This is a genomic window from Arthrobacter terricola (genome assembly GCF_004354015.1).
In the GTDB taxonomy this organism is placed as follows: Bacteria; Actinomycetota; Actinomycetes; order Actinomycetales; family Micrococcaceae; genus Arthrobacter; species Arthrobacter terricola.
The window spans coordinates 1-23,620 of record NZ_SMRU01000016.1; the positions used below are offsets into that span (position 1 = coordinate 1).

General features: G+C 64.4%; 25 protein-coding genes. 8 read left to right on the top strand and 17 right to left on the bottom strand.

Translation table 11 applies throughout. The annotated features are described in order from the left end of the window. The coding region (locus E1809_RS14015; RefSeq protein ID WP_133204173.1) for a helix-turn-helix domain-containing protein at positions 1 to 244 on the bottom strand (244 nt) is incomplete at its 3' end. 121 nt (positions 245 to 365) lie between these two features. On the opposite strand from E1809_RS14015, the gene E1809_RS14020 reads away from it, so the two are divergent. Next, positions 366 to 584: a hypothetical protein gene (locus E1809_RS14020; protein ID WP_133204862.1), complete on the top strand. Its 219-nt coding sequence runs from the start codon at positions 366 to 368 to the stop codon at positions 582 to 584. 158 nt (positions 585 to 742) lie between these two features. Here E1809_RS14020 and E1809_RS14025 read toward each other — a convergent pair whose 3' ends face one another. Both E1809_RS14025 and E1809_RS14030 read right to left on the bottom strand, forming a co-directional pair. Further along, positions 743 to 1,426: a 4-carboxy-4-hydroxy-2-oxoadipate aldolase/oxaloacetate decarboxylase gene (locus tag E1809_RS14025; protein ID WP_235835597.1), complete on the bottom strand. Its 684-nt coding sequence runs from the start codon at positions 1,424 to 1,426 to the stop codon at positions 743 to 745. A 26-nt stretch (positions 1,427 to 1,452) separates the two neighbouring features. Next, a complete protein-coding gene (locus E1809_RS14030) occupies positions 1,453 to 2,661 on the bottom strand; it encodes an aspartate transaminase (protein WP_133204863.1) in 1,209 nt (402 codons plus the stop codon). 306 nt (positions 2,662 to 2,967) lie between these two features. On the opposite strand from E1809_RS14030, the gene E1809_RS27410 reads away from it, so the two are divergent. After that, the gene (locus E1809_RS27410) at positions 2,968 to 3,510 is read left to right on the top strand and encodes a hypothetical protein (protein WP_235835598.1); all 543 of its coding nucleotides are present in this window, start codon (positions 2,968 to 2,970) and stop codon (positions 3,508 to 3,510) included. Here E1809_RS27410 and E1809_RS14040 read toward each other — a convergent pair. The 3 genes from E1809_RS14040 to E1809_RS14050 are packed head-to-tail and all read right to left on the bottom strand — an operon-like array spanning position 3,507 to position 7,180. Then, a complete protein-coding gene (locus tag E1809_RS14040) occupies positions 3,507 to 4,919 on the bottom strand; it encodes an aldehyde dehydrogenase family protein (RefSeq protein WP_133204864.1) in 1,413 nt (470 codons plus the stop codon). The genes E1809_RS27410 and E1809_RS14040 overlap by 4 nt on opposite strands. 10 nt (positions 4,920 to 4,929) lie before the next feature. After that, a complete protein-coding gene (locus E1809_RS14045; protein WP_133204865.1) occupies positions 4,930 to 5,685 on the bottom strand; it encodes a MoaF C-terminal domain-containing protein in 756 nt (251 codons plus the stop codon). Between the two features lie 43 nt (positions 5,686 to 5,728). Beyond that, on the bottom strand, positions 5,729 to 7,180 hold the full coding sequence (locus E1809_RS14050) for an APC family permease (protein WP_235835599.1): 1,452 nt from the start codon (positions 7,178 to 7,180) through the stop codon (positions 5,729 to 5,731). A 236-nt stretch (positions 7,181 to 7,416) separates the two neighbouring features. Here E1809_RS14050 and E1809_RS14055 point away from each other — a divergent pair, with 236 nt between their 5' ends. Further along, positions 7,417 to 8,025, top strand: a complete 609-nt coding sequence (locus E1809_RS14055) for a TetR/AcrR family transcriptional regulator (RefSeq protein ID WP_133204866.1) — start codon at positions 7,417 to 7,419, stop codon at positions 8,023 to 8,025. Here E1809_RS14055 and E1809_RS14060 read toward each other — a convergent pair. Then, positions 8,022 to 9,377, bottom strand: coding sequence for a flavin monoamine oxidase family protein (locus tag E1809_RS14060; RefSeq protein ID WP_133204867.1), 1,356 nt, complete (start codon positions 9,375 to 9,377; stop codon positions 8,022 to 8,024). The two genes, E1809_RS14055 and E1809_RS14060, sit on opposite strands and share 4 nt — an antisense overlap. 29 nt (positions 9,378 to 9,406) lie before the next feature. Continuing rightward, positions 9,407 to 9,760, bottom strand: coding sequence for a cupin domain-containing protein (locus E1809_RS14065; protein ID WP_133204868.1), 354 nt, complete (start codon positions 9,758 to 9,760; stop codon positions 9,407 to 9,409). A 110-nt stretch (positions 9,761 to 9,870) separates the two neighbouring features. On the opposite strand from E1809_RS14065, the gene E1809_RS14070 reads away from it, so the two are divergent. Beyond that, positions 9,871 to 10,458, top strand: coding sequence for a TetR/AcrR family transcriptional regulator (locus tag E1809_RS14070; protein ID WP_133204869.1), 588 nt, complete (start codon positions 9,871 to 9,873; stop codon positions 10,456 to 10,458). A 12-nt stretch (positions 10,459 to 10,470) separates the two neighbouring features. Here the strand turns inward: E1809_RS14070 and E1809_RS14075 are convergent, their stop codons facing one another. The 7 genes from E1809_RS14075 to E1809_RS14105 all read right to left on the bottom strand — a co-directional run bounded on the left by E1809_RS14075 (position 10,471) and on the right by E1809_RS14105 (position 17,504). Continuing rightward, positions 10,471 to 10,905: a hypothetical protein gene (locus E1809_RS14075; protein WP_133204870.1), complete on the bottom strand. Its 435-nt coding sequence runs from the start codon at positions 10,903 to 10,905 to the stop codon at positions 10,471 to 10,473. Between the two features lie 132 nt (positions 10,906 to 11,037). Then, positions 11,038 to 11,868, bottom strand: a complete 831-nt coding sequence (locus E1809_RS14080) for an HpcH/HpaI aldolase family protein (protein ID WP_165962318.1) — start codon at positions 11,866 to 11,868, stop codon at positions 11,038 to 11,040. Continuing rightward, on the bottom strand, positions 11,853 to 12,638 hold the full coding sequence (hpaH, locus tag E1809_RS14085) for a 2-oxo-hept-4-ene-1,7-dioate hydratase (protein ID WP_133204871.1): 786 nt from the start codon (positions 12,636 to 12,638) through the stop codon (positions 11,853 to 11,855). Before hpaH ends, E1809_RS14080 begins: the two co-directional genes overlap by 16 nt. 4 nt (positions 12,639 to 12,642) lie before the next feature. Further along, a complete protein-coding gene (gene hpaD, locus E1809_RS14090) occupies positions 12,643 to 13,746 on the bottom strand; it encodes a 3,4-dihydroxyphenylacetate 2,3-dioxygenase (RefSeq protein ID WP_133204872.1) in 1,104 nt (367 codons plus the stop codon). A 40-nt stretch (positions 13,747 to 13,786) separates the two neighbouring features. Then, positions 13,787 to 15,334 (bottom strand): 5-carboxymethyl-2-hydroxymuconate semialdehyde dehydrogenase, encoded by a 1,548-nt coding sequence (gene hpaE / locus E1809_RS14095; protein ID WP_133204873.1) that lies wholly within the window; start codon positions 15,332 to 15,334, stop codon positions 13,787 to 13,789. A 36-nt stretch (positions 15,335 to 15,370) separates the two neighbouring features. Next, positions 15,371 to 16,036, bottom strand: a complete 666-nt coding sequence (locus E1809_RS14100) for a GntR family transcriptional regulator (protein WP_133204874.1) — start codon at positions 16,034 to 16,036, stop codon at positions 15,371 to 15,373. Then, positions 16,029 to 17,504 (bottom strand): fumarylacetoacetate hydrolase family protein, encoded by a 1,476-nt coding sequence (locus tag E1809_RS14105; RefSeq protein WP_133204875.1) that lies wholly within the window; start codon positions 17,502 to 17,504, stop codon positions 16,029 to 16,031. The genes E1809_RS14100 and E1809_RS14105 overlap by 8 nt, the downstream gene beginning before the upstream one ends. Before the next feature lie 190 nt (positions 17,505 to 17,694). On the opposite strand from E1809_RS14105, the gene E1809_RS14110 reads away from it, so the two are divergent. Then, complete coding sequence (locus E1809_RS14110; protein ID WP_133204876.1) at positions 17,695 to 19,599, top strand: FAD-binding monooxygenase; 1,905 nt, start codon at positions 17,695 to 17,697, stop codon at positions 19,597 to 19,599. A 52-nt stretch (positions 19,600 to 19,651) separates the two neighbouring features. Further along, positions 19,652 to 20,356: an alpha/beta fold hydrolase gene (locus E1809_RS14115; protein WP_133204877.1), complete on the top strand. Its 705-nt coding sequence runs from the start codon at positions 19,652 to 19,654 to the stop codon at positions 20,354 to 20,356. Positions 20,357 to 20,393: 37 nt separating this feature from the next. Here the strand turns inward: E1809_RS14115 and E1809_RS27085 are convergent, their stop codons facing one another. Together E1809_RS27085 and E1809_RS14125 are read right to left on the bottom strand one after the other, a co-directional pair. After that, on the bottom strand, positions 20,394 to 20,732 hold the full coding sequence (locus E1809_RS27085; RefSeq protein ID WP_133204878.1) for a RodZ family helix-turn-helix domain-containing protein: 339 nt from the start codon (positions 20,730 to 20,732) through the stop codon (positions 20,394 to 20,396). A gap of 520 nt (positions 20,733 to 21,252) precedes the next feature. After that, the gene (locus E1809_RS14125; RefSeq protein WP_133204879.1) at positions 21,253 to 21,552 is read right to left on the bottom strand and encodes a hypothetical protein; all 300 of its coding nucleotides are present in this window, start codon (positions 21,550 to 21,552) and stop codon (positions 21,253 to 21,255) included. Here E1809_RS14125 and E1809_RS14130 point away from each other — a divergent pair. Then, on the top strand, positions 21,509 to 22,987 hold the full coding sequence (locus E1809_RS14130; protein WP_133204880.1) for a L,D-transpeptidase family protein: 1,479 nt from the start codon (positions 21,509 to 21,511) through the stop codon (positions 22,985 to 22,987). The two genes, E1809_RS14125 and E1809_RS14130, sit on opposite strands and share 44 nt — an antisense overlap. After that, entirely contained in the window at positions 22,971 to 23,612 is a 642-nt protein-coding gene (locus E1809_RS14135; RefSeq protein ID WP_133204881.1) for a hypothetical protein, read from the top strand. The genes E1809_RS14130 and E1809_RS14135 overlap by 17 nt, the downstream gene beginning before the upstream one ends. Positions 23,613 to 23,620 lie beyond the last annotated feature (8 nt).

Consider the following 23,620-nt stretch of genomic DNA (forward strand, 5'->3'; position numbering starts at 1 on the left):
GGTCCTGATCATGCAGCCCGGCAATCCCTGCGGACTCGTACCGGCTGCGCCACCCTATGACCGTCGTCCGTGTCGCCCCGACACGCTCGGCGATCACGGTGTTCGACAGCCCCTCCGCGGCCAGCAGCACGATCCGCGCCCGCTGGGCGAGTCCCGCCCGTCCCGCCGAGGACCTGGACAGACGATTCAACGCCTCAAAATCACCATCACGAAGACCCAGGGCAGCAGCAGGACGATTGGCCATAACCAATCCTCCCAAACACCCAAACGTCTAGCTATTAACGACACGCGACACTAGGATCGAATTAGCAAATAATTCGAAAAGAGGCCCACGGATTCCGTGGACCCGTTCAAAGGAAACTTCGGTGAAAAAGATCGGCCAAACCAGCTGGATTTCGCATCCCACCCGCGGATCATTGACTGCGCGAACCGGATTCCACTGCCCCAGGAATGGCTTCTGGCGCCCGCTGGGTAGCCTCGTGGAGCCGCTTTTCGTTTTCGAAGGAAGCATCATGCCCACCCACGCCGGAAACAGCATCGAGTGGCACTTGGTCGACGCCCAGGGCCACTTCGGACTGGACTGAGCTTCCCCGCGACCCGGAAAACCACGCAAGCAAACCACGCAAGGCGCCCTGCCATTGGCAAGGCGCCTTTTTCGTGTCGGAAACCTGTTGTGTCCGGAAACCGGCGGAACGCCAGAGGGCCGGCCACCGCGTTCGGTGACCGGCCCGCCGTCGTACTCTTAGTCTTCGACCAGGAGGCCCTTGGCCTTGAGCTTCTCCGTCAGTCCGCACAGCTCGATGGTGGTTCCGCCTGCGTGGTACTGCTTGATGAGCTCGCGTTCAGCGTCGTCACGCGCCTGCGAAAGGGCGATGACTTCTTCTGCTTCTTCACGCCGCACTACGACGACGCCGTCAGCGTCACCGCGCAGGATGTCGCCGGGGTAGATGATTTCGTCGCCGAAAACGAGCGGGTGGTTGATGGGTCCGAGGGTTTCCTTGACCGTGCCTTTGATGCAGGTGCTTCCGGAGAAGACGGGCAGGCCGAGTTCGATCAGGTCCTGGGTGTCGCGCACGCCGGAATCCGTAACCATCGCAGCGATCCCCTTCGCCTTCATGGCGTTGCCCAGGACGTCGCCGAAGATGCCCGCGTCGGAGAATTCCTGCGCGCCAACGAGCACAACGTCGCCGGCCTGGGCGTAGTGGATGGCAACCTGCAGCATGAGGTTGTCCTGCGGTGCACACCGGACGGTGACAGCCGGGCCGCAGAAGGACATCGAGCGGTCGATCGGCTTGATTTTCGAGCTCAAGGCGCCTTTGCGGCCCTGGGCTTCGTGGATGGTTGCCGAGGAGAACGCGGCGAGCCGGCTCACGACGTCGGCATCCGGCCTCTGGAACTTGGTCTTGACGTGGATCATTTCCTGCATCTTTCTTCTTTTCTGTCCGCTGGGCGTTAGTTGAGGGCGCTGACGGCGTTGCGGATCGCGTCCACGCCGGCGTTGATGGTCTCCAGCGATGTCGCGAAGGAGATCCGGAAGTAGGGGCCGAGTCCGTAAGCAGAGCCTTGGATCACGGCAACGGAAGCTTCGTTGAGCAAGTACAGGGTGAAGTCCTGGTCATTCCCGATGACGCTGCCGTCCGGGGCCGTCTTGCCAATGACTCCGCTGCAGTTCACGTAGGCGTAGAAAGCACCGTCGGCGGGCGCCACTGACAGCCCTTCGATGGCGTTGAGGCCCTCGACGGCGGCGTCACGGCGCTTGCGGTAGACCTCGACGCTGTCGCGCACGAACGACTGGTCGCCGTTGAGGGCAGCGGCGGCAGCCGCCTGGCTGATCGACGACGGGCACGACGACGTCTGCGACTGCAGCTTGTTCATGGCGGCGATCAACGGGGCCGGCCCCACGCCGTATCCGAGGCGCCAGCCGGTCATTGCGTAAGCCTTGGACACGCCGTTGACCAACAGGATGCGGTCCCGGAGCGCGGGCACTGCGGTCACGAGGCTGGTCACCCGGCCGTCGCCGAAGTGGATTTCGTCGTAGATCTCGTCGGTCAAGATGTAGACATGCGGATATTCCTCGAGGACCGCGCCCAATGCTTGCAGTTCTTCGCGCGAGTAGACGGCGCCGGTCGGGTTGGACGGGGCGTTGAGGATGAGCCACTTGGTTTTGGGAGTGATGGCGTCGCGCAGGGCGTCCGGCGTGAGCTTGAAGCCGGCCTCCTCACTGCACGGAACAATCACGGGAGTCCCGTCATTGGCGAGGACCATGTCCGGGTAGGAGACCCAGTACGGTGCCGGGACGATGACTTCGTCGCCTTCGTTGAGTGACGCCATGAGAGCGACGTAGAGGACTTGCTTCGCTCCACCGCCGATGGTGAGCTGGTTCGATTCGTAGCGCACGCCGGTGTGGCTTTCGATGCGGCGGAGGATCGCTGTCTGCAGCTCCACCGTTCCGGTGACGGAAGTGTATTTGGTTTCTCCGGCGCCGATCGCGGCGATCGCGGCCGCCTTGATGTGCTCCGGTGTATCGAAATCCGGTTCTCCGACGGTCAGGTCGATGATCGGAATGCCTTCAGCTCGAAGTTCGCGGACGCGGGCGGCGGCCGCGACGCTGGCTGAGGACTTGATGCGGGTGACCCTCGACGCCGGCAGGTAGTCGGACATTGTCTCCTCCAGAAACATGGAACTCAGGATTCGCTTACCGAATCCCCCATTTCGAGACTAGGGACTGCAGGACGTCGTGGATAAGACATAATGTGCGTGGATTGATAAGCGGACCTTATGACGGGTTCGCGTTTTGGACGCTTTGGGTGCCGAATCGTCGAGTTCCCGGCGCAAATGGCCATCTTCCATGCGCTTTGCTTATGGGTTCACGCGGTATTGGTATTTCCGCCGGGCAGTGCGAGGTGCCTAAATTCGACTGATCAACCGTTCACGCCAAGTCCGCATGCAGAGTCCGAAAGGAAGCCAATGCCAGCCCATTCCGGGTCAGTCCAGGCTGGACCAGTCCAAAGCCGGTCGGCCACCGGAAGGTATACGTACCGCGCGAAGGCACCACGGTCCCAGTCCACTGCCAACAAGGAACACGCCAAGCTAACGGACGCCCTCGCAGCACATCGGCAGCTCCTTACGCACGCCTCGAGCGCCATCAGGACACTGACTTCAGCGCGAAACGAAATGATCGCCCAGGCCGTGGCCGACGGGCTCACGCTCGCTACCATTTCCGCGGTGACCCGGGAGAACCTCCGTAGCGTCCGAACCATCGCATTGGCTTATGACGAACTGCATCCGAGCGGATTTTCCCGCAGCGCCCATTTGGAGGCGCTGAAAGCCAAGAGCGAAGAACTGCTTGGCGCGGAACGCCACCGGGACCAGATCCTCGAGCGTAGGGAGGCCCTGATCCTGATGGCCTTCCGCACCAAGGCCTGCGACGACATCGAACTCGCTTCCCTGACAGGCCTGACGCCGGACCACATCCGCAGGACTACCCGGAAGGTCCGGCAGGCGGGCTAGCCGTTGATCACTTGTGGCACGCCGAGGTGTTTGAGGCCTTCGGTGCCGAATTCGAGGCCGTAGCCGGATTGTTTGGCGCCGCCGAAGGGGATGCGGGGGTCCACGGCGCCGTGTTTGTTGATCCACACGGTCCCGGCCTGGAGCCGGGCGGCGACGTTGCGGGCGGCGTCCAGGTCGGGGGACCAGACGGAGGCCCCGAGTCCGACGTCGAGGGCGTTCGCCATGGTGATGGCTTCCTCAATGGTGCTGTAGCGGATGATGGGCAGGGCGGGTCCGAACTGCTCCTCGGTCACGAGCGGGTTGGTGTTCTCGATGTCCGCGACGAGGGTGGCGGGGTAGAAGTTGCCGGGTTTGCTGGTGTCCGGGTTCCCGCCGGTCAGGATCCGGGCACCGGCGTCGCGTGCGGCGTCCACGAGGCGGGCGACGATCTCGTACTGGGCGCGGTTCTGCAAGGGTCCCAGGACGTTGGCCTCGTCCAGGCCGACACCCATGGGCATCGCGGCGGCCACGCTGGTCAGCTCGGTACAGACGGCCTCGTACAACGAGTCGGGGACGTAGAGGCGCTTCAATGCCGCGCAGGTTTGGCCGGTGTTGATGAACGCGCCCCAGAACAGGTCCTGGGCGATGGCTTTGGGGTCGGCGTCGGGCAGGACGATGCCGGCGTCGTTGCCTCCGAGTTCCAGGGTGAGGCGTTTGACGGTGTCCGCACTGGAGCGGATGATCGCCTTGCCGGTGGCGGTGGAGCCGGTGAACATGATTTTCCCGACCCCGGGGTGGGTGGCGAGGGCTTCGCCGACGTCCCGCCCGCCGGAGACCACGGTGAGCAGCCCCTCGGGGAGTTCCTGGTTGAGGACGTGGATCAGGGCGAGCACGGACAGGGGCGTGTATTCGGAGGGTTTGACCACCACGGTGTTGCCCATGCGCAGGGCGGGGCCGATCTGCCAGACGGTGATCATCATGGGCCAGTTCCAGGGCCCGATCGCGCCGACGACCCCGATGGGGCGGTAGTGCAGCACGGCCCGGGTGGTCCCGTCGTCGACGACCGTTTCAGGTTCCAGGGGTGTGGTGGCGGCGGCGCGCAGCCACGCCGCGCACGCGCCGACTTCGAAGCGGGCGTTCGGGCCGTTCAGGGGTTTGCCTTGCTCGCGGGAGAGCAGCCGGGCGAGTTCCTCGGCGGAGCGTTCGACGGCGTCGGCGGCCTTCAGCAGCGCCGCGGACCTGGCCTCGTGCCCGGCAGCAGCCCACGCGGGTTGCGCGGCAGCAGCGGCCGCGACCGCCGCGTCCAGATCCGCGACCGTGTGCACGGGCGCTTCACCGACCGCCTCACCAGTCGCCGGATCAAAAATCGTGCGGCTGGCCTGGCCGGGGGCAGCGGTTACCGAAGCCAACAACGAATCGTACGTCTCCAAGAAAAGCTCCTCAGTGCTTGTGGGTGTCTTGCGGGTATTCGGTGGTGTTCAGCACGCTGAGCCGCGAATTGAACGGCAGGATTACGGGTTCGCCGGCGGGATCGTCCCAGCCGAACATTCGCCCGATCGAGCGCTGTTCGCGGAGGTCGATCAACAACACGGCTTCGACCGTCATGACCTTTTCCGTCCAGAAGAAGATGTAGAGGTCCTCGGCCACGTCCCACATCATGCAGCGGTCTGTGTCGGCGAGCCCTGCCTCGCCGCCCCGGACGCAGTTCCATGTGAAAGTCCCGGGGTTCAGGTAGATGTGCTCGTAACTTTCCAGATCGCTGTAGCGGTAGAAGATCCGCTTTCCCACCAGCCCGGAGGAGCGCTCGTGGGCGGCGGTGAAATCGGTGGTGCTCCGGATCCTGCCGTCCACAGTGACGAACCGCGAAATGCCGGTGGTGACTGCTCCGGTGTTGCGGTCCCAGATGATGGTGACGTTCTCGCCGTCGACGCCTTCGCCTCGGACGAAGTCAATGATGAAGATGTCCGGACGCGCTTCGATGGCCTTGTACGCGGCTGAGCCGCCGTCCCATGCGACCGTCGCCGGGTCCGTGAAGACGTGCTCGACGGCGGTCCCGCCTTGTGTTGGGATGCTCAGCGTTGTGCCGGCGAGCGCGGGAGAGGCGGGGAGGGTTTGATCGCCGAATCCGTCCAGCATCGCGGACACCGGGGGCCACTGGTCTTCGGGGATGTAGTCCTGGATATCGGTTGAAGTCATGGTTGAGTCCTTTTCGAGTTCACGGAGGGCGTGTCTTGGGGTGTTAGAGAATTTCGGCGGCGTAGTCAATGGAGGGTTTTTGGGTTCCTCGGGCGAGGCCTGCCACGACGACGATCGGAATGCCAAGGAGGAGCCAGCGTGCGATTCCGCCTGCGCCGCCCAGGAGCGCGTCGTAGTTATCCAGCGTCAGGTAACCGATGACGATGAATGCCAGGAAGGACAGTGATGGGGCGATGACCGTGACCCATAGATTGTCGCGGATGCGGTTCCGGGCGAAGAACACAACGATGGCGGCTGACGTGAGCAGCAGGATGGTTATGAAGCCCGCCGTTCCCAAGGCCACGAACCAGGAGAAAACGGTGGCGATGGGGTCGGCTCCGGCCAGGAGGAACACGGTGATTACGGCCAGGACCACGATTGCGTTGACCAAGCCGGCGAAGGATGGCGCTCCTGTCCTGGAAACCGAAGAGAGCTTGGCAGGCAGTGCGCCGGCACGGCCGAGGGCAAAGAGGTACCGGGAGAACATGTTGGACAGGCCGAGGAGCATGGCGATGAAACTTGTGACAACAAGGACCTGCATGGCGACGCTCAGCCACGGACCGGCGCTGGCATTGGCGAGGTCGAAGATCATGCCGGAGGGATTGCCGGTTGCCTCAGCCTGGATATGGTCGATGCCGATCGAACCGCTGATGGCCCACGTGGACAAGGTGTAGAAGACTCCGACGAAGGCAATGACCAGGTACGCTGCCCGGGGAATGGTCCGCCGCGGATTCTTCGCCTCTTCGGCGAAGACCACCGTCGCCTCGAAACTCGTGAAGCAGGCGAAGGCGAACAACATTGAGATGCCCAGCCCGGGGCCGAAGACACTCGAGGCCGTGAAGCCTCCGAACGTGAAGATCCCCCATCCCTTCTGGGCAATAAGGGAAACAACGAGCGCGCCGACCACGAATGTTTCACCGAGGATCAACACCCCGAGCACTTTCAGGCTTGCGTCCACGCCCCGCATCGTCAGTCCGGCGGTCAAAGCCAGGACCACGATGATCCACACATAGACGGGGATCCCGACGCCGGTGAGGCTTTGAACGAGCTGCTGGGCGAACACCCCGAATTGGGACCACAGCCCGATCTGGAGGCTGAGGTAGGTAAGTATCGCGATGCCGGCGCCGGCCGTAGCCCACTTGTTGCCGAGTCCCTTGGCAATGTACGCGACGAAGCCGCCGGCGTTGGTGATGTGGTGGCTCATCCGGAGGTATCCGACCGAGAAGAGTGCGACCAGGAGGGCGGCGATGGTGTAAATCACCGGAGTTCCGGGGCCGCTCGCCGAGAAGAGGACAGGACTTGCTCCGACGACGGCGGCCATGGGCGCCGCTGCGGCGATGGAGAAAAACGCGATGGCCAGGACGCCGAGTTTGTTCGGTCGCAACCGGACTGCCGATGTTTCCAACACGGGCTCTGCTAATCCGACGCCGACTGCGTCTCGTGGTTCTTGATTCAAGGGAGGCTCCTCTTTCGGAAGCTCAAATGGCGGAATCGCCGCTGCTGATGAGGTTATGAACGCCCTGCCGTCGCGCATCTTTGCAACGATCTCGCGGGACCGGAAGTGCTCTTGAGGCCTTCCGTTTAGGTCTTCAGCCGGGATAGTGATCCCGGCCACAAAAAGAACTATACGTTTGTTTAGTTTCTGGTGTCAACGGGTCTCTGCAAACAATCGGACGAAGCTAGACTCGGCTTATGGGCCAGCCTTCGCGGAAATTACAGTACGGAGACGGCCGCGAGGCATTGCTCGCGGCCGTGATCGACGTCGTCGCCGAAAAAGGGCTGAGGGGTGTCACGTACCGTGCCGTGGCGGCCCGGGCCGGAGTGAACCACACGCTGGTCACCCATCATTTCGGTTCCATCGAAGGACTCCTGGCCGCCACCATGGAATGGGCCGTCCAACGCTCCATCCAGGAGACGGGGCTGGCCGGGATCGCCGATTTCGACGAAGGCTTCGCCGATTCGCTCATGGCAACGGTATCCGCCGAGCCGGAGCTGCAGCTTTTCCAGTTCGAAATGCTCCTGGAGTCCAGGCGCAACCCGAAGATCCTGCCAATGGTGGAAGGGCTCTACGACACGTATGTGGAAGCTGTCGAAGAGGCCTTGGCACAGCGCGGCCTTGATACAAGCGGCGAAGCCTCCCGGGCGATCTTCGCCGCCCTGGACGGTTTGATGCTTCAATTCCTGACGATCACCAGCCCGGCAAAGGTCAGGTCGGCCCTGATCCAGGTGGGAAGGCTCGTTTCCGGACTCCCGGATACCCCGGGTGATACGCCGAACCCCGCCGCCACGGAAAGCGCCTAGGCCAGGGAACCGTCCTGAATGGCGCGTGCGGCCTCAAGTCCGCTTTCGATGGCGCCGTCGATGAAGCCTCCCCAACCGTTCGCAAAACCGGAACCCGCGAAAAACAAACGCCCCTGCGATGCTTGGAATGCGGCCAACGCCTCGCTGAGGAATCCGGGTCGATGCATGGGCCACGTCTCTCCCGAAAGCGGATCCGCCGTCCAGTCATGGCTTGCGACCTCCAGGACCTCCTGGCCGGGCACGAGCAATTCGAGGGCAGCTTGCACCTGGACCAAATCCGTCGTGTCCAGCCGCGAAGCGTCGGGTCCGAACGCCACGAGGATAGTGTCCCCATCCGCCTCGTACTCGGTCTGGGCAAAGTTGAGCGGCCAATCGGCCGACCCCAGCGCAACAAAGGGCTGCGGCGTTCCTTTGACCTTGATCCAAGCTTTGGTTCCCTTTGAGACCTGCCCGTCGGAGACGGCCTTGCGGCTTGAATCCGGCAGCGGCGGTTCGAAGGATACGCCCGGCAGCGCTCCGAGCGGGAGGGTGCAGACCACGTGGTCGGCCTGGAAAACCGAACCGTCGGCCGCTTTGATGGTGGCGCCGTTTTCATCGTGCTCGACGGCGACGACGGTCGTGTTAAGCCGGACGTCGGAACCGGCGGCAATTTCCTGCAAAAGGGCCAGGGTTCCGCCTTGGAGCTTGTAGGTGGCGCAGGCTTCGAAGCAGATCTTCCAGTCCCCATTGGTGAGCGCGACCCAACGGAGCGCCTGGGTGAACGCGGCATCGTCGATAGGACCGTTGAAGTTCAGGGCCCAGAACGATTCGAGGATGTCTTTCGAGTAATCCGCGATGCGCAAGTCCGCGATCTTTTTCGCCAGCGACGTCGCATCGATATCGCTGGCGCCCAAATGCGCGAGGGGCGAGAACGGCTCAGGGAAGTACAGTCGCGAGTCCTCCATCAGCTGGCGGTTGGAGGCGTCGATCTCGTTCAGGAGTTGTTCCGGGCTGCCTTGGTGGCTCTTTCCGTCCGCCCACCAAAACGCGGTTTCCGGGACGGGGCTTTGCACGGTCCCTATCCCGTACCGCTTCATTTCGGCCCAGACGTACGGCTGGGTCCAGTGCACCCAGGTTCCGCCGATCTCGAGCGGCCTCCCCAGCCGGGTATCGAGCCACGTGCGCCCGCCGATGCGGTCCCGGGCTTCCACGACGATGACGGAGCGTCCGGCTTGGCGCAGTTCGCGTGCGGCAGTGAGTCCGGCGAAACCGGCGCCGATGATGACGACGTCGGCCTGCTCAGGCTGGCGTTTTGGCTGGCGTTTTGGCTGGCGTTCGCGCTGGCCTTCAGGCTGGCGGGTGTTTTCAATCATGATCAAGCCTCTGGTGATTCTCAGCGGGTTCAGGAGTAGACGAAGAACTCAGTGGTGGCTTCAACCACGGTCCAGCGGGTGCGCGCTCCCTTGTTGAACGAGGCCGCCGATCCCGGCTGCAGGTCGAAGCTGTCACCGCCGATGACCTCGATATGCAGATGCCCCTCGATGATGTGGATTGTTTCGTCGGCCTCGATGAGCAGCTCGAACGGCGCCGGGGCTTCTTCGGGCGTGACGTGCCAGAACCCGGCGGACAGGGCCGGGCGATTGCCGTCGCCTGGCCGGCGCACCCATTGCACCTGGCCAAGCTCGAACGGCTCGTATTTTGCGGGGTTGAAGGCCTCGTGGATGGTGAATTCGAGTTCAGACGTCGGGGTGGACATGGCTTCTCCATTGCAGTCGGTGGCGAAATTGAGCAAATGCTCAGTAGTGCCGTGTGTCACATCTAAGCATTTGCTTAGTTCTCGCGTCAAGACCCGCTAAACTCGGATCCATGGGAGAGCACGTCAGCGGAGGCTATGGCACAGGCAAAGAAGCCCTGCTCGCGGCAACGGTCCACGTCGTGGCGCGGAAGGGGCTGCGAGGCCTGACATATCGCGCCGTCGCAGAAATCGCGGGCGTCAACAACTCACTTGTGGCGCACCACTTTGGAAGCCGCGATGCATTGATCGAAGCGGCCTTGGATTGGTCAGTCAACCGCTCGATTGGATTGTCGGGACTTGAGAACCTGCCCACCAATGAAGAGGATTTTTGCGGCAGGCTCATGGCACTTATCCGCGAAAACCCGGATATCCAGACCTTTCAGTACGAAATGATCCTGGAAGCGAGAAGGCGCCCGGAACTCGCAGGCGCAGTCCGGCGCCTCTACAAAAGCTACATTTCCGCGATCTCCACCGGGCTTGGGCACATCGGAATCAGTGGTGACACAGGCGTGGCCCAGGCCGCGTTCGCAGCGCTCGACGGTCTTGTCCTCCAGCTCATTGCAGGCATGGACGAAGACGGGGTGGAGCGATCCATCCGGGTCCTGTGGGCGGCGCTGGCCCGGGCTACCGAGACCCCGGCCAGTTCAGAGCGCCCGTGATCCCGGAGCCGGTCACATCATCGGTTCCTTCTTCGCCGGAGGCGTCCGGCAGCTGAACAGTTCCTGGGGCCCGTTTCTCCGCTCGATGAGCACTGTCAACGAGCGGGCCGACGGCGGCATCGGCTCATAATGCTGGATGGACCGCGCACCAACATTCCAAATGCGCTTCACGCCAAGCACGTGGTCCTTCTCATCCGTGACAAGCAAGGGCGGGCTCCCCTGCCCTACCATCGGCCTGCGCTTCCAGCACAAGCTGACAACGGTTGCATGCTCCCAGAATTCCACTGCGGTCACGAAGAACTCGCGTCCCTCGTCGTCTCTGAACAGCCCGGACTGCGGGACGTAAACCGCCCGAAGGTCATATTCAGGGCGGGCTGGACGGCCATCAGCTGGCTGCTGCTCAAAAGCTGCGGCTTCTTGTGGGTTGACATCTGGTTGCGTGGACACGACTTGCTCCGTTGAATTATGGACGGTCCCCTCCTCGACCGCCCCCGGGCGGACCCGGGGTAACCTCCAATGTAACGCCGTCCAAGCATCCCGGAAAGGGGTCGGGCCGCGAAGGCCCGCCCACATTTCCGCTCAGTAGCTCGACGGCGTAGGACCTGCCCCAGGTACGGCCGTTCCGCCGTCGGGCGCTTGCGGGACGAACGCAGCGGCGAGTGCTTCGCTGCCGCGGGCGAGGAGTGAAACGTCGGCGCCGACCAGGACGAAGGAGGCACCTGCGTCGAGATAGGCCTTCGCGGTGGCGGCGACGAAGGCGTTGACGCCGGCCGGTTTCCCGGCTGCCGCGGCGGCGGCGAGGCAGTGCTCGACGGCGGCGCGCACCTTGGGGTGTTCCTGCTGGCCGAGCAGGCCCATGGACGCGGCGAGGTCGGAGGGGCCGAGGAAGATGGCATCGACGCCGTCGACCGCGAGGATCTGTTCGACGGCGGAAACCGCGGCTTCGGACTCGATCTGCACCGTGAGGCTGATGGTTTCGGCGGCCCGGGCGAGGTAGTCCGGGATGCGGTTCCAGCGCGCGGCGCGGGCCAGCGCCGAACCGACGCCCCGGACCCCGTGGGGCGGGTAGCGGATCGCGGCGACGGCGGCCTCGGCTTCCGCGGCGGAGTTCACCATGGGGATGAGCAGGTTCTGCACGCCCAAATCCAGGTATTGCTTGATGAGCACGGTGTCGTTCACGGGTGGCCGCACCAGAGCCTGCACGGGGTAGCCGTGCACGGCCTGGAGCTGGGCCAGGACCGATTCGAGGCCGTTGGGGCTGTGCTCGGCGTCGATGAGCAGCCAGTCCAGTCCGGACCCGGCGCAGATCTCGGCCACGAGCGGGCTGGCTGAGCACACCCACATGCCAGCGAGGGGGTGGCCGGCCTGTGCGAGTGCTTCGGGGAAGGTCGGGCCTAGTTGAAATGGCACGTCACTGCTCCCAAGGGTCCGTAGTCGGCGTGGACGGTATCGCCCTTGTACACCCAGAGGGGACGGGTGAAGGAGCCGGCGAGGATGATGTCGCCGGCCTTCATCGAGTCCCCGTGCGCGGCGATCTTGTTGGCGAGCCAATGCACGCCGTTGGCCGGGTGGTCCAGGACGCCGGCGGCGACGCCGGTTTCCTCCACGGTCTGGTTCTTGTACAGGATCGCCGAGACCCAGCGCAGGTCCACCGCGTCCGGCTTGACCGGGCGCCCGCCGACCACCATCGCGCCCATCGCGGCGTTGTCCGAGATGGTGTCCACGATGGTCCGGCCCTCCATTTCGATCCTGGAATCCAGGATCTCCAGGGCCGGAACCACGTAGTCGGTCGCGTTGAGGACATCGAAGATCGTGCAGCCGGGGCCTTTGAGGCCGTCCTTGAGCACGAACGCCAGCTCGACCTCCACCCGCGGGTGGGTGTACTGGTCCCAGGCCACCGAGCAGCCCGTTTCCAGGACCATGTCATCGAAAATCGCGCCATAATCCGGCTCGGTGATGCCCGTGGCGGCCTGCATGGCTTTGGACGTGAGTCCGATCTTGCGCCCCACCAGCGTGCGTCCGGCTTCCTCGTTCCGGCGGCGCCACAACTGCTGCACCGCGTAGGAATCCTCCACGGTCATCTCCGGGTAGCGCGCGGTCAGCCGGGGCACCGGTTTGCGGTTCCGGCCGGCCTCCACGAGCTCGTCGGCAATGGCCTCGATCGTCTTCGCGTCCAGCATCGGCTTAGACCTGTGCGCCGAGCTTGAAGCCTTCGACGGCGGTCGTGTCGCCGCCGTCGTCGGTCTTGCGGGTGTAGGAGAAGCCGTCGGCGCCGATCGTGACGGCCATTTCGGACTTGTCAACGCGTTCGATGACCGGCTGCGGGTTGCCGTCCAGGTCCAGGACGAGGGAGGCCTCGGTGTACCAGGACGGGACCACGGGGTTGCCCCACCAGTCGCGGCGCTGGTTGTCGTGCACGTCCCAGGTGACCGTGGGGTTGTCCGGGTCCCCGGTGTAGTAGTCCTGGGTGTAGATCTCGATGCGGTGCCCGTCCGGGTCCAGGATGTAGAGGTAGAACGCGTTGGACACGCCATGGCGTCCGGGGCCGCGTTCGATCCGGTCGCTGATGCGCAGGGCACCCATCTTGTCGCAGATCTGGATGATGTTGTGCTTCTCGTGCGTGGCGAACGCGACGTGGTGCATGCGCGGACCGTTGCCGCCGGTCAGGGCGGTATCGTGCACGGTCTGCTTGCGGTGCATCCACGCGGCGTACGTGACGCCGTCGGAATCTTTAATGTCTTCGGAGACGCGGAAGCCGAGGTCCTCGAGGTACTTCCGTCCCCGCGGCACGTCCGGGGTGACCTGGTTGAAGTGGTCCAGGCGGACGAGTTCACCGGCGGAGTAGAGGTCGTAGCGCTGGGTGAGGCGCTCGACGTGCTCCACTTCGTAGAAGAACTCGTACGGGAAGCCCAGCGGGTCCTCCACCCGGACCGAATCGCCCACGCCCTTGGTGAAGCCTTCCTTGCGGCGCTCGGTGCGGCAGCCCAGTTCCTTGTAGTACGCCTCGGCGGCGTCCACTTCGGCCGGGGACTTCACCCGGTACGCGAACGCTGCGACGGCGGCGATCGGGCCCTTGCGCAGGACCAGGTTGTGGTGGATGAACTCCTCGAAGGAGCGCAGGTAAATCGTGTTCTCGTCCTCTTCGGTCACATGCAGGCCGAGCAGGTCCACGTAAAACGCGCGGGACTTCGCGAGGTCCGTGACCACGATCTCCATGTAAGCGCAGCGGACAATGTCCGGAGCCGGAACTGATGGGGTAGGGATCGGGCCGGTGAAGGCGTTGCTCATGATGTTCTCTCTTCTTTGAAAGGCTTGGAGTTTGCGGGGATTAGCTGTCGCTGGTTTCTGCAGCGTCTACGACGTTGCCGAACTTGGGCGAGTGGGCTTCGTTGAGGGTGATCTGCACCGATTGCTGGGTGGTGTAGAAGTCCACCGAGCGGTAGCCGCCCTCGCGGCCAAGACCGGAAGCCTTGACGCCGCCGAACGGGGTGCGCAGGTCGCGGACGTTGTTCGAGTTCAGCCAGACCATGCCCGACTCGATGCCGTGCGCGAAGTTGTGAGCGCGTTTCAGGTTCGAAGTCCACACGTAGGCGGCGAGGCCGTACTTGGTGTTGTTCGCCAGCTCGAGTGCCTCTTCGTCGGTGTCGAAGGGCGTGATGGCGACGACGGGACCGAAGATCTCCTCCTGGAAGATCCGGGCGTCCGGTGCGACGTCGGCGAAAACCGTGGGTGCCACGTAGTTGCCCGTGGGGAAGCCATCGGCGCGGCCGCCGCCGGCGAGGAGCCGACCCTCGGACTTGCCGATCTCGATGTAGCTCATGACCTTGTCGAAGTGGTTCGGGTGCACGAGCGAGCCAACCTCGGTGGCGGGATCGCTCGGGAGGCCCACCACGATGTTCTTCGCACGCTCGGCGAAACGGGCCACGAAGTCGTCGTAGATGTCCCGCTGCACGAGCACGCGGCTACCGGCGGTGCAACGCTCGCCGTTCAAGCTGAACACACCGAAAACGGTGGCGTCGAGAGCGGACTCGATGTCGGCGTCGGCGAAAACGACCGCCGGGCTCTTGCCGCCAAGCTCGAGCGAGAGGCTCTTGAACTGGGGAGCGGCCGCCGTCGAGATCGTGGCCCCGGTGGAGCTGTCGCCCGTGAAGGAAACCAGCGGCACGTCGGGGTGCTTGACGAGGTAGTCGCCGGCGACACTGCCGGAACCGAAGATCAGGTTGAAGACACCGTCCGGCAGGCCGGCTTCGCTGAAGATCTCCGGCCACAGTCCGGCCGAGAGCGGGGTGTAGCTGGCCGGCTTCATGACCACGGTGTTGCCGGTGGCGATGGCCGGGGCGAGCTTCCACGATTCCTGCATGAACGGAACGTTCCACGGCGTGATCAGTGCGGCGACGCCGATCGGCTTGCGGTTCACGTAGTTGAGCTGGCGGCCGGGCACCTTGAACGCGTTGTCTTCCTGCGCCACGATCAGGTCGGCGAAGAACCGGAAGTTCTCGGCTGCGCGGCGGGCCTGGCCCTTGGCCTGGGTGATGGGGAGGCCGGAGTCGAAGCTCTCGAGGAGGGCCAGTTCGTCGTCGCGCGATTCGACGATGTCTGCGATCTTGTGCAGCACGCGGGAACGCTCGCGCGGCAGCATCTTCGGCCACGGGCCGTCCTTGAAGGCGCGCTTCGCGGCTGCGACGGCGAGGTCAACGTCCTCTGTTTGAGCAGAGGCAGCGGTGGCGTAGTTGGTGTTTGACACCGGCTCCAGGACATCGAAGGTCTTCCCGGAGATCGAGTCCACGAACTTACCGTCGATGTAGTGCTGGATGTGGGTGGGCAGGTTCTCGGGAATGTTGTGCTGCGTGGTCTCGGTCGCGGTAGGGGTAGTCATCGTTGAAATCCTTACTGGTGGTTGGCTTGGGCACTGCTACTTGGCTTGGGCGAGGTACGCGTCCAAGGTGGCGGTACGGTGCCGGCGTGCTGCTTTTTCGATGGTGTCGGCGTCTTCTCCTGCTTCAATGAGCTGCAGGAGCGCCTCGTGTTCTTCGACGGATTCCCGTGCACGGCCTGGGATGAACCGGAAAGTCGAGGCCCTCAGCGACGCCAGCCGGTTCCATCCCCGGTGCACGAGATCCAGGATGTGCGGATTGGGGCAGTGTTCAAAGAGGACGCTGTGGAAATCCTGGTTAAGGGCGGTGAACCGGACCGGATCGAAGTGTTCCAGGCAATCGCGCATCTCCTCGTTCACGGCCCGCGCCCTCGCGATCGCTTCCGGATCGATGAGCGGTGCGGACAACGCCGTCGCGGCGCCCTCCACAATGCTCAAGGTCTGCATGGTGTACAGGTACTCGGTGGGGTCGATCCCGGACACCGTGGCGCCGACGTTGCGCTCGAACTTCACGAGCCCCTCGGCCTCCAGGCGCCGGATGGCTTCCCTGACCGGGACCACGCTCACGCCCAGGTCCTCGGCGATCTTGGCCAGTACCAGCCGGTAACCCGGCGTGTAGGTGCCTTCCACGATGCGGGCCTTGACGGCGGCGTAGGCCTGCTCGGATTTGCTCCCGGTTTTGCTCTCGACGGCGATGTCAGTCACCTTGGGCTCCTTCCGGGCTTTCGACCCATTCTTCGTAGCGTGCACGCCATGAGGCGTTCATCGGGTACAGCCCGTCCACGCTGTTGCCCTGCTTGACCATCTCGAAGATGAAGGCCTCTTCTTTTTCCTGCTCGATGCACTCGTCCACGAGTTCCTGCGCGATGGCCGGCGGGATCACGAGGATTCCATCCGAATCAGCCACGATGATGTCCCCAGGCTGCACGGTCGCCCCGCCACACGCGATGGTGATGTCCGTATCCCACGGGATGTGCCGACGCCCGAGCACGGCCGGGTGCGGATTGGCGAAGTACGTGGGCATGTCCAGCTCGGCCACCGCGGAGAAGTCCCGGACACCGCCGTCGGTAATGATCGCGGCGGCACCGCGCGTCTGGGCCCGCAGCGCGAGGATGTCCCCCACCGTGCCGGTGCCCTTCTCGCCGCGGGCTTCCATGACCAGGATCTCGCCCTCGTTCACGGAATCGATCGCGCGCTTCTGGGCGTTGAAACCGCCCCCGTGGGTCTTGAACAAGTCTTCGCGGTTGGGAACATACCGCAGGGTCCGCGCGAGCCCGACGACGCGGCGGCCCGGACGGGTGGCCTGCAAACCATCGATGCTCACGTTGTTCAAGCCGCGCTTGCGCAGCTGGCTGGACAACGTGGCCGTGGCCACGGATTCGAGTTTCTTCTTCAGTTCTGGCGTCAGGACGCTTTCTTTTACGACGGCGGGAAGGCCGGCGGCTTCCCGCGAACCGTAGGCTTCCTCCCGCTGGGTGTCATCGGTCCGGGGTTGGGCACCAAAGTCCGCGAACGCCGTCGTACCCTCCGTCACCGTGGTGGTCAGCCGGCCGGTGCCGAGCCCGCCGCCGGTGACCTCAATCTCGACGACGTCCCCCGGCTGCGCGACCGACGCGCCGGCCGGGGTGCCGGTCAGGATGACGTCGCCCTCTTCCAGGGTGAGCAATTGGGAAAGGTCCGCGACGACCCGGGCGAACGGGAAGAGCAGGTCCTCGGTGGTGTCGTCCTGGACGAGTTCACCGTTATGCCAGGTGCGGATGCGCAGGCTGGCGGGGTCGACGTCGGACGCCGGAATCAGCGCCGGACCCACCGGGGTGAACCCGTCCCCGCCCTTGGAGCGCAGGTTGGAGCCCTTGTCCGCGTAACGCAGGTCGTAAACGCCGAGGTCGTTGCTGGCGGTGACCCACTCAACATGGCTCCACGCGTCCTCGATGCTCACGCGTCGGGCGGGCTTACCGATGATCAACGCGATCTCGCCCTCGTAACCGAGCAGTTCGCAACCGGCCGGACGCTCCACCGTTGAACCGCTGTGCGCCAAGGAGGACGATGGCTTCAGGAAATACGACGGCTGTTCCGGGGTACGACCGCGCTGAGCGGCACGGCTCGGGTAATTGATATGCACCGCGATGACCTTGCGGGCCGCGGCCAAGAGGTGGTCGGTGACCTGTTCCACATGGACTCCTCATCGAGTACGAAATCGTATACGAAAACTATGGCGCGGGAATGGCGGCTCGTCAACCCCCCGAAACCCAAGCCTTGTCACCCTCGTCACATCTGGCGTACAGTGTGAACAGAATTTGAAGTTCAAATAAAGAATTTTCAGTTCTATATTTGAACACTACACAATGAAGTGAGGAAATCCCGTGCAGTTCCACCACCATGGCTACGTATCCGGCGATCCGCGCGTCCAGCCAGCTGCCGGCGTCGGAATCAACCGCCCTGCGGACCTTCCGGACGAGGTTGACGTGCTCATCGTCGGCAGCGGACCAGCGGGCATGCTCACCGCGGCGCAACTCTCCCAGTTCCCCGGCATCACCGCACGCATCGTCGAGCGGCGCCCGGGCAGGCTCGCGATCGGGCAGGCCGACGGCATCCAGGCACGCAGTGTCGAGACCTTCCAGGCGTTCGGATTCGCCGAGCGGATCATCGCGGAGGCATACCAGATCACGGAGATGGCTTTTTGGAAGCCGGACCCCGCGGACCACGCGAACATCGTCCGCGCCGCCCGCGCCGTTGACGACGAAATGGGCATCAGCGAGTTCCCGCACCTCATCGTCAACCAGGCCCGCGTGCTCGACTACTTCGCGGAATTCATGGCGAACTCCCCCGCCCGCATGACGCCTGACTACGGCTACGAATTCCGCAACCTCCAGGTCACCGGCGAAGGCGAATACCCCGTCACCGTGACCCTTCTCCACACCTCCGGCCCCAACGAAGGCCAGGAACGGACTGTCCGGGCAAAGTACGTCGTCGGCGCGGACGGCGCCCGCAGCAAGGTCCGCGAATCGATCGGCTGCACGCTCGCCGGCGACCAGGCGAACCATGCGTGGGGCGTCATGGACGTCCTCGCGGTCACGGATTTCCCGGACATCCGCCTCAAGTGCGCCATCCAGGGCGAAGCCGGCAGCATCTTGCTCATCCCACGCGAAGGCGGCCACCTGTTCCGCATGTATGTTGACCTCGGCGAAGTCGGGGCGGACGACGGACGCGCGGTGCGCAACACCACCATCGAGCAGATCATCGCGAAGGCCAACGAAATCCTCCACCCGTACACGCTCGACGTCCGCAACGTCGCGTGGCACAGCGTCTACGAGGTAGGCCACCGCCTCACCAACCGTTTCGACGACGTCCTGCCGGAGGAGCGCGGCATCCGTTCGCCGAGGGTATTCATCACCGGCGACGCATGCCACACCCACAGCGCCAAGGCCGGACAAGGCATGAACGTCTCCATGCAGGACGGGTTCAACCTGGGCTGGAAGCTCGGGCACGTCCTTGAAGGCCGCAGCCCGGAATCCCTGTTGTCCACCTACTCGGCCGAACGCCAGGTCGTCGCGAAGAACCTCATCGATTTCGACAAGGAATGGTCCAGCCTCATGGCCAAGAAGCCCGAGGAGTTCGACGACCCCTCCGAACTCGAGGACTTCTACGTGCGCACGGCCGAATTCCCGGCCGGATTCATGACGGAATACGCTCCCTCCATGCTCGTCGCGGAACCCACGCACCAGGAGCTGGCTACCGGCTTCCCCCTCGGCAAGCGCTTCAAGTCCGCACCTGTCGTCCGGGTCTGCGACACGAACCCCATGCACCTTGGCCACCACGCAATGGCGGACGGCCGCTGGCGCATCTACGTCTTCGCAGACGCGGCGGCCGCGGGCGCAACCTCAGGCGTGTCGGACTTCGCCGAGTGGATCGCGAACTCGCCGGACTCGCCGCTGGCCGCAACGCCGTCGGGCGCCGACGCCGACGCCGACGCATGGTTCGACGTCAAGGTGATCTACCAGCAAAACCACGCGGGCGTTGACATCAGCGCCGTTCCGCCGGTGTTCAAGCCGCAGGTGGGGCCGTTCCAGCTCAACTACCTCGAGAAGGTCTTCGGCACCGATCCCGCGGCGGACATCTTCGACCTCCGTGGCATCGACCGCGGCGGCGCCGTGGTGGTGGTGCGTCCGGACCAGTACGTAGCGAACGTGCTGCCTTTGAGTGCGACGACGGAACTCGCCGCGTTCTTCGCGCCCCTCTTGCGTTCGGGGTTGCCGGAGTCCGTCTGACAATTACTCAGTAGCCGTGGCTTCTGTCGGTAGCTCGTCGTAATGTACGGGCATGGACATCATCATGGTTCCCGGGTTCTGGTTGGATGCCTCGTCATGGTCGGAAGTCACCCCGCCGCTTGTGGCGGCGGGCCACCGGGTCCACCCCCTCACGATGCCTGGTTTGGAGGCCATTGACGCCCCCAAGTCAGGCATCGGGTTGCGAGACCATATTGAAGCGGTTGTCGAGGCCGTGGATGCGGTCGGAAGGCCCGTGGTTTTAGTGGGGCATTCGGGCGGAGGCGCCATCATCCATGGCGCCGTCGACGCCCGGCCGGAGCGAGTGGTGCGGGCGGTGTATGTGGATAGCGGCCCCCTCGGCGAAGGCGGCGTCATCAATGATGAGCTGCCCGTCCAGGGGGACGCCGTGCCCTTGCCGCCTTGGGAACTCTTCGAAAATGAGGACCTTGTTGACCTTAACGAGGATCTGCGGGCCGCCTTCCGCTCCCGGGCCATCCCGGAACCGAAGGACGTGACGAGCGACAAACAACACTTGCATGACGTCCGTCGATACGATGTTCCGGCCACCATCATTGCCTGCGAATTTCCGTCGAGCCTGCTGGCTGAGTGGATCGAATCCGGGCATCCTTTCGTGGCCGAACTGGCTCGCATCAACGACGTCGAATTCGTCGACCTCCCCACGGGCCACTGGCCCCAATTCACGAAACCCCTAGAGCTTGGCGAAGCTATCCTTGCCGCGGTGGATCGGACTGTTTAATCCGACGGCTTGTTCCGGGGCGGAATCGGAACGGATCTTAGAGCGGATACCGCCTCAGTCCCACGACGCCGCCGGCGGCAATCATGGCTCCGCCGAAGGCAAGCAGCATTCCAGCCACGGAAAACGTCGGTGAAACCGTCGGAGCAGCTTGGCTCGGACCGTCGGTACCCGGGACTGCGACCGCCATGGTGCTTTGGCTTGAGGGTGACGGGGCAAGGGAGGTCCGCGGCGAAGGGACCGGCGTGGGCACCGCGGCAGTAGTCTCTGCAGGCTGAAGTTCCGCTGTCATCTGCGGCGGCGTGGACGCGCCAACAGTGGGACGTACCGTTCCCGGATCAGGCTGCGGTTGCGGCGGCAGCGGTGCCGGCTCAGTCACCGGCGGACTGGACTTGCCGCTTGGGCGGGGGCTGGGGGAGTTTCCCGGAGAACACATGGGCACCAGGCCCAAAAGTCCCCCCTGGTTGCAGGGTGCAGCCGTCGCAGGGCTTGCCGGGACGAGCAGAATCAGGCACCCGAAAAACACCAAAGCGCTAACTGTAACTCGGACCTTTCGGCTAGTCATGGGTTCGACTCTACCCACTGTGCGCATGCTTCCGACGAAAACCCCTGTCACCAATAGCCCCACCAGCACCATTCTGCGGGGTATGATCCCCGTGTGCCTTGGGGGAAGGTTCTTTACGGTCGCATCGCTGCCGCGCTTGTCCTCAATGGCTATGGCGTCAGTTGAATGCGGTAGTAGAGGAGAAGGCGATTACTGGCATCGGAGCACACCCAAGAACGTCCCGCAGGCGCAGGCATTTCCCTTCCTTCCTGCGTTTCCACCGGCTAGGAGCCGCGATCGCCGTCGGCCTGTCCCTCGCGTTGCTGCCCGCCCAGGCTATTGCGGCCCCCGCCCTTCAAGCACCGGTTCCGTCCCCATCCCCGAGCGCGGGAACCGCAAGCGACGCGCCGCCCTCGACGGGCGCAGCGACCCCCACGGAACCGGGCCCGACGGCGACACCCCCGACGGCGCCCACCTCGCCAACCGCACCGACCTCGCCAACCGAACCGACCGTACCGACGTCGTCGCCCACCTCAGCGGCACCGACGACGACGGCGACCCCGCCGGCCGCTTCGCCGTCGACTCCTGCTCCGGTACCCTCGCAGCCAACCGTGAAGGCGGCCGACTTCGCGGTCCCCGGCGCGATCGGCGCCAAGCACGAAAGCCTCGGCGGAGACGCCGGAGCCCTCGGACCCGCGATCGCAGATCAGCAGTGCGGGCTACCCGGCGGGGCATGCAAGCAGCAGTTCCAAAAGGGCTGGATCTACTACGTCCCCGGCCAAGGCACGTTCTATGTCTGGGCAGGGATCAACGGCCGCTACCAAATGGTCGGCGCGGACACCGGCAACTTGGGCTACCCGATCAGCGATGAGCAATGCGGACTGGCCGGAAGCGCTTGCTCGCAGCAATTCCAGGGCGGGCCCATCTACTTCGTCCCGGGATACGGCACGTTCGCCGTGTGGGGCGGGATCAACGGCCGCTACCAAAGCTTCGGCGGATCCGCCGGGTACCTCGGCTATCCAAGCAGCAGCGAACAATGCGGGCTTCCCGGAAACGTGTGCGCCCAGCAGTTCCAGCACGGCGGGATCTATTTCGTCCCTGGATATGGGACTTTCGCTGTCATCGGAGCGATCAACGGCCGCTACCAAGGCTTGGGCGGTATCAACGGCTACTTGGGCGCGCCCCACGGCGAGGAGCAATGCGGACTTCGCTTCGGCGGCTGCTCGCAGCAATTCACCGGCGGCAAGATCTACTTCGCGGTAGGTGCCGGCACCATGCCGGTGTGGGGAGGACTCGGCAGCTTCTACGACTCCCGGCACGCACAGGACAGCGTGATCGGCTATCCGACGACCGCAGAGGCTTGCGACGCAGCCGGGAACTGCAGCCAGAGCTTCCAGTTCGGCCGGCTCCAATGGATCAGCACAGGCGGCGTCCGCTACACGATCTCCACTGACGGCTACTGCCCGGCGCTGAACTCCGGCGCCGTGAAGTATTCGACTGCCGGCGCGCAAAGAGTTTCCTTGGCCATCGCGGACGGTTACCGCTCCACCCAGGTTTCCATGATTACGTGCGTCCGCCGGCCCGGCGACGGCCAATACGTCAAGGAATGGGGAGCAATAGGCTCAGCCGGAGAATCGGGGTTTGCCGGACCGGGCGTGGCCACTGGTCCCACGTGGCAGGCGTTCTCCCCCACCGGTTCCTTCACGGTGACCGAGGCGTTCGGCCTGGGCAACCCCGGAACCGCTTTGTCCTACCGGACCCTGAACCCGTTCTCGCGGTGGGGCGGCAGGCTGAACGCCAACTACAACCAGTATTTCGAGTCGAGCTCGGACATCTTCCCCGACGAGAACATGTGGTACTTCGCTACCCGACCCACGCATGACTACCGGCAAGGCGTCGTGATCAACTACAACCGGCCGCCGGATTCGCCGATCGTCATGAACGCCGGTTTTGCGATCTTCCTGCACGGAAACAACAAACCGACATGGGGCTGCCTGGCGTTCAACGACCCGGACCTGTTGCAATTCATGCGAACCGCGCAAGCGGGCGACCGGATCGTGATGGGAGTGGGCTATGACATCTTCTGGTAACCGCTGCGCGGGTGTCACGTTGTCGCTCGCAGTCGCGGCGGTGCTGCTGACCGCCTGCCAGGGCGGCCCGACGTCGGGCGCTTCCACTACGACGACGGCCGCCGCCCCCGCGTCCCCCCGCACCGACGTGACGGCAACCCCGGGCACGACGGCGATGGACGGCAGGACCCTCGAGTCCCCCGGAAGCCAGGCGTGCGCCTCGCCGACGTTGGAGGCCATCCGGCAGAAACTCGGCGACGTGGCGGCTCAGGTCCAGACCGGAACGGCGTCCGCAACCGAAAACCAAGGCATGAAGGAAACGACCTGCACCTTCAGCTTGGTGCCCGTACCGCAAGGACAGGATGCGGATCCGGGCAACGCACTGACGGTCTCCACCGATGTCTTTCCGGACGCCGATTCCCTCGCGAAGGTCGGGCTGCCCCGGCTGATGATGTCCCCCAACCCGGTGGACGGCGCGGGCGAGCGGGCCTGGTATGCCCGTAACCAGCTGTCCTCGAGCACGGAATACGTCCTCGAATCGGTTTCGAAAAACGTGGTCACCAGGATCACGCTCGCCCTTCCAGTCCAGGCCGCGCCGATGGATCAGCCGCAGGACAAACTGAGCGCCCTCCTCGAGAGCCGCTGAGGCGGGCT

Coding starts and splice junctions, on each gene's coding strand:
- E1809_RS14025 (WP_235835597.1), bottom strand. CDS start 1,426: ATGCAGGAAATGATCCACGTCAAGACCAAGTTCCAGAGGCCGGATGCC.
- E1809_RS14030 (WP_133204863.1), bottom strand. CDS start 2,661: ATGTCCGACTACCTGCCGGCGTCGAGGGTCACCCGCATCAAGTCCTCA.
- E1809_RS27410 (WP_235835598.1), top strand. CDS start 2,968: ATGCCAGCCCATTCCGGGTCAGTCCAGGCTGGACCAGTCCAAAGCCGG.
- E1809_RS14045 (WP_133204865.1), bottom strand. CDS start 5,685: ATGACTTCAACCGATATCCAGGACTACATCCCCGAAGACCAGTGGCCC.
- E1809_RS14055 (WP_133204866.1), top strand. CDS start 7,417: ATGGGCCAGCCTTCGCGGAAATTACAGTACGGAGACGGCCGCGAGGCA.
- E1809_RS14060 (WP_133204867.1), bottom strand. CDS start 9,377: ATGATTGAAAACACCCGCCAGCCTGAAGGCCAGCGCGAACGCCAGCCA.
- E1809_RS14065 (WP_133204868.1), bottom strand. CDS start 9,760: ATGTCCACCCCGACGTCTGAACTCGAATTCACCATCCACGAGGCCTTC.
- E1809_RS14070 (WP_133204869.1), top strand. CDS start 9,871: ATGGGAGAGCACGTCAGCGGAGGCTATGGCACAGGCAAAGAAGCCCTG.
- hpaH (WP_133204871.1), bottom strand. CDS start 12,638: ATGCTGGACGCGAAGACGATCGAGGCCATTGCCGACGAGCTCGTGGAG.
- hpaD (WP_133204872.1), bottom strand. CDS start 13,746: ATGAGCAACGCCTTCACCGGCCCGATCCCTACCCCATCAGTTCCGGCT.
- hpaE (WP_133204873.1), bottom strand. CDS start 15,334: ATGACTACCCCTACCGCGACCGAGACCACGCAGCACAACATTCCCGAG.
- E1809_RS14115 (WP_133204877.1), top strand. CDS start 19,652: ATGGACATCATCATGGTTCCCGGGTTCTGGTTGGATGCCTCGTCATGG.
- E1809_RS14135 (WP_133204881.1), top strand. CDS start 22,971: ATGACATCTTCTGGTAACCGCTGCGCGGGTGTCACGTTGTCGCTCGCA.